2 rRNA genes are annotated in these 5209 nt (G+C 57.5%); both read left to right on the top strand.

From position 1 onward, the window contains the following. Positions 1 to 155: 155 nt before the first annotated feature. Positions 156 to 1670, top strand: a 16S ribosomal RNA gene (locus ACWER9_RS31680). A 380-nt stretch (positions 1671 to 2050) separates the two neighbouring features. Then, positions 2051 to 5159: ribosomal RNA gene (locus ACWER9_RS31675) — 23S ribosomal RNA — on the top strand. Together the 16S and 23S rRNA genes form the textbook arrangement of a ribosomal RNA operon. Positions 5160 to 5209 lie beyond the last annotated feature (50 nt).

Below are 5209 nucleotides of genomic sequence, written 5' to 3'. Positions count from 1 at the left end.
GGTGTGTGGTTGTTCTTTGAGAACTCAACAGGGTGCTTGTAAAGCCAGTGCCAATGATGATTTATACCCCGGACTGGTCGGTTCTTGTGACTGGCTGGTTGGGATTCCTTTGGCAACATTTGTTTGTTGTCAGGGTTTGCTGTTCAACTAATTTTTTGTTGGAGAGTTTGATCCTGGCTCAGGACGAACGCTGGCGGCGTGCTTAACACATGCAAGTCGAGCGGAAAGGCCCTTCGGGGTACTCGAGCGGCGAACGGGTGAGTAACACGTGAGCAACCTGCCCCAAGCTTTGGGATAACCCTCGGAAACGGGGGCTAATACCGAATATTACTGTTGGCCGCATGGCTGGTGGTGGAAAGTTTTTCGGCTTGGGATGGGCTCGCGGCCTATCAGCTTGTTGGTGGGGTGATGGCCTACCAAGGCGACGACGGGTAGCCGGCCTGAGAGGGCGACCGGCCACACTGGGACTGAGACACGGCCCAGACTCCTACGGGAGGCAGCAGTGGGGAATATTGCACAATGGGCGGAAGCCTGATGCAGCGACGCCGCGTGAGGGATGACGGCCTTCGGGTTGTAAACCTCTTTCAGCAGGGACGAAGCGAGAGTGACGGTACCTGCAGAAGAAGCACCGGCCAACTACGTGCCAGCAGCCGCGGTAAGACGTAGGGTGCGAGCGTTGTCCGGATTTATTGGGCGTAAAGAGCTCGTAGGCGGCTTGTCGCGTCGACCGTGAAAACTTGGGGCTCAACCCCAAGCCTGCGGTCGATACGGGCAGGCTAGAGTTCGGTAGGGGAGACTGGAATTCCTGGTGTAGCGGTGAAATGCGCAGATATCAGGAGGAACACCGGTGGCGAAGGCGGGTCTCTGGGCCGATACTGACGCTGAGGAGCGAAAGCGTGGGGAGCGAACAGGATTAGATACCCTGGTAGTCCACGCTGTAAACGTTGGGCGCTAGGTGTGGGGGGCCTCTCCGGTTCCCTGTGCCGCAGCTAACGCATTAAGCGCCCCGCCTGGGGAGTACGGCCGCAAGGCTAAAACTCAAAGGAATTGACGGGGGCCCGCACAAGCGGCGGAGCATGCGGATTAATTCGATGCAACGCGAAGAACCTTACCTGGGTTTGACATGGCCGCAAAACCTCCAGAGATGGGGGGTCCTTCGGGGGCGGTCACAGGTGGTGCATGGCTGTCGTCAGCTCGTGTCGTGAGATGTTGGGTTAAGTCCCGCAACGAGCGCAACCCTCGTTCGATGTTGCCAGCGCGTTATGGCGGGGACTCATCGAAGACTGCCGGGGTCAACTCGGAGGAAGGTGGGGATGACGTCAAGTCATCATGCCCCTTATGTCCAGGGCTTCACGCATGCTACAATGGCCGGTACAATGGGCTGCGATACCGTGAGGTGGAGCGAATCCCAAAAAGCCGGTCTCAGTTCGGATCGGGGTCTGCAACTCGACCCCGTGAAGTCGGAGTCGCTAGTAATCGCAGATCAGCAACGCTGCGGTGAATACGTTCCCGGGCCTTGTACACACCGCCCGTCACGTCACGAAAGTCGGCAACACCCGAAGCCGGTGGCCCAACCCTTGTGGAGGGAGCCGTCGAAGGTGGGGCTGGCGATTGGGACGAAGTCGTAACAAGGTAGCCGTACCGGAAGGTGCGGCTGGATCACCTCCTTTCTAAGGAGCACCTTCCGACGAAAGTCGGTAAGGAGCCCGCGCTGCCCGAATGTGGTGGTGGGGTGCTCGATGGCGGAGACACTGGCAAGTTTTGCCCTGGCAACGGCCGGGACCACTGAGTACAGCCATTCCTTCGGGTGTGGTGGGAACGGGTTGGTTCTGGTGCGGCTGGGGGGAGATGTGAGCACCCTGTTGGGTCCTGAAAGAACAACCGGTGGTTGTTTCTTTCGGAGCCGTAGCGGAGCGTGAGTGCTTCGTGAGGTTGCCAGGCATGGCCTGGTCTCGCATACCGCCGATCGTGTTTCGGGTTTGGTGTGGGGCTGTGGGGTTGTGGGTTGGTCGGTTGTTGAGAATTGCACAGTGGACGCGAGCATCTTTGTGGTCAAGTTGTCAAGGGCGAACGGTGAATGCCTTGGCACCAGGAGCCGATGAAGGACGTGGGAGGCCGCGATAGGCCTGGGGGAGCTGTCAACCGAGCTGTGATCCCAGGGTGTCCGAATGGGGAAACCTGGCACCAGTCATGTGGTGTCACCCACACCTGAACACATAGGGTGTGTGGAGGGAACGCGGGGAAGTGAAACATCTCAGTACCCGTAGGAAGAGAAAACAATTTAGTGATTCCGTGAGTAGTGGCGAGCGAAAGCGGATTGAGGCTAAACCGGCTGCGTGTGATACCTGTCAGGGGTTGCGTGGTCGGGGTTGTGGGACCCTGCTGAACAAGCTGACACTTGTTGAAGAAGTTACAAAGTTGGTGGCTAGTCGAACAGTCTGGAATGGCTGACCGTAGACGGTGAGAGTCCGGTAGGTGAAAGTTGCTGACCTTCTGTGGGTGTTCCCGAGTAGCGGCGGACCCCTGAAATCTGCCGTGAATCTGCCAGGACCACCTGGTAAGCCTAAATACTTCCTGGTGACCGATAGCGGACGAGTACCGTGAGGGAATGGTGAAAAGTACCCCGGGAGGGGAGTGAAATAGTACCTGAAACCGTTCGCCTACAATCCGTCGGAGCCTTGCGGGGTGACGGCGTGCCTTTTGAAGAATGAGCCTGCGAGTTAGTGGCATGTGGCGAGGTTAACCCGTGTGGGGGAGCCGTAGCGAAAGCGAGTCTGAATAGGGCGATTCAGTCGCGTGTCCTAGACCCGAAGCGGAGTGATCTAGCCATGGGCAGGCTGAAGCGCGGGTAAGACCGCGTGGAGGGCCGAACCCACCAATGTTGAAAAATTGGGGGATGACCTGTGGTTAGGGGTGAAAGGCCAATCAAACTCCGTGATAGCTGGTTCTCCCCGAAATGCATTTAGGTGCAGCGTCGCGTGTTTCTTGCCGGAGGTAGAGCACTGGATGGTCTAGGGGGCCCACAAGCTTACCGAAATCAGCCAAACTCCGAATGCCGGTAAGTGAGAGCGCGGCAGTGAGACTGCGGGGGATAAGCTTCGTAGTCGAGAGGGAAACAGCCCAGATCACCAGCTAAGGCCCCTAAGCGTGTGCTAAGTGGAAAAGGATGTGGGGTCGCATAGACAACCAGGAGGTTGGCTTAGAAGCAGCCACCCTTTAAAGAGTGCGTAATAGCTCACTGGTCAAGTGGTTCCGCGCCGACAATGTAGCGGGGCTCAAGCACACCGCCGAAGCTGTGGCATTCACATTTTAACCACGCGTGCCCTTGATGGTGCGTGCAGGTGTGTGGATGGGTAGGGGAGCGTCGTGCCGCGAGTGAAGCAGCGGGGTGACCCAGTTGTGGACGCGGCACGAGTGAGAATGCAGGCATGAGTAGCGAAAGAAGGGTGAGAAACCCTTCCGCCGGATGACCAAGGGTTCCAGGGCCAGGCTAATCCGCCCTGGGTGAGTCGGGACCTAAGGCGAGGCCGAGAGGCGTAGTCGATGGACAACGGGTTGATATTCCCGTACCCGCGAAAGAGCGTCCCTGATGAACCTCGTTGTGCTAACCACCCGAACCGGCTGATGTCTTCGGACGGATGTTGGGGAGCGTGGGAACCTGGCGGGTAGTAGTCAAGCGATGGGGTGACGCAGGAAGGTAGCTGAGCCCGGCCGGTGGTTGTGCCGGGGTAAGCGTGTAGGCCGTGGTGTAGGCAAATCCGCACCGCATGAAGGCTGAGACGTGATGCCGAGCCGATTCAGGTGAAGTCAGTGATCCTATGCTGCCGAGAAAAGCCTCTAGCGAGTTCTTAGCGGCCCGTACCCCAAACCGACACAGGTGGTCAGGTAGAGAATACCGAGGCGATCGGGCGAACTGTGGTTAAGGAACTCGGCAAATTGCCCCCGTAACTTAGGGAGAAGGGGGGCCGGAGACGTGAAGCCCCGCGCGGGTGGAGCGTTGTATGGCCGCAGAGAGCAGGGGGAAGCGACTGTTTACTAAAAACACAGGTCCATGCGAAGAAGTAATTCGATGTATATGGACTGACGCCTGCCCGGTGCTGGAACGTTAAGGGGACCTGTTAGCTCTTCGGGGCGAAGCGGAGAACTTAAGCGCCAGTAAACGGCGGTGGTAACTATAACCATCCTAAGGTAGCGAAATTCCTTGTCGGGTAAGTTCCGACCTGCACGAATGGCGTAACGACTTCCCCACTGTCTCAACCACAGGCCCGGCGAAATTGCAGTACGAGTAAAGATGCTCGTTACGCGCGGCAGGACGGAAAGACCCCGGGACCTTTACTATAGCTTGACATTGGTACTCGAATTAGCTTGTGTAGGATAGGTGGGAGCCGGTGAAGTCCATACGCCAGTATGGGTGGAGGCAATCTTGAAATACCACTCTGGTTGATTTGGGTATCTAACTTCGGACCGTTATCCGGTTCAGGGACAGTGTCTGGTGGGTAGTTTAACTGGGGCGGTTGCCTCCTAAAAGGTAACGGAGGCGCCCAAAGGTTCCCTCAGCCTGGTTGGCAATCAGGTGTTGAGTGCAAGTACACAAGGGAGCTTGACTGTGAGACTGACAGGTCGAGCAGGGACGAAAGTCGGGACTAGTGATCCGGCACTTGCGAGTGGAAGCGGTGTCGCTCAACGGATAAAAGGTACCCCGGGGATAACAGGCTGATCTTCCCCAAGAGTCCATATCGACGGGATGGTTTGGCACCTCGATGTCGGCTCGTCGCATCCTGGGGCTGTAGCAGGTCCCAAGGGTTGGGCTGTTCGCCCATTAAAGCGGTACGCGAGCTGGGTTTAGAACGTCGTGAGACAGTTCGGTCCCTATCCGCCGTGCGCGTAGGATACTTGAGAAGGGCTGTCCCTAGTACGAGAGGACCGGGACGGACGAACCTCTGGTGTGCCAGTTGTCCTGCCAAGGGCACGGCTGGTTAGCTACGTTCGGAAGGGATAACCGCTGAAAGCATCTAAGCGGGAAGCCTGCTTCAAGATGAGGTATCCCACCCACTTTGTGGGGTAAGGCCCCCAGCTAGACGACTGGGTTGATAGGCCGGAAATGTAAGCCCGGTAACGGGTTCAGTTGACCGGTACTAATAGGCCGAGGACTTGACTACTAAGCTGCTACGCGTCCACTGTGCAACTCTGAACAAGCGAACACCCGTGA

The sequence above is a fragment of the Micromonospora sp. NPDC003944 genome (assembly GCF_053605225.1).
The sequence above is the reverse complement of the archived record's forward strand: the minus strand, read 5'-3'. Positions and strand labels throughout refer to the sequence as shown.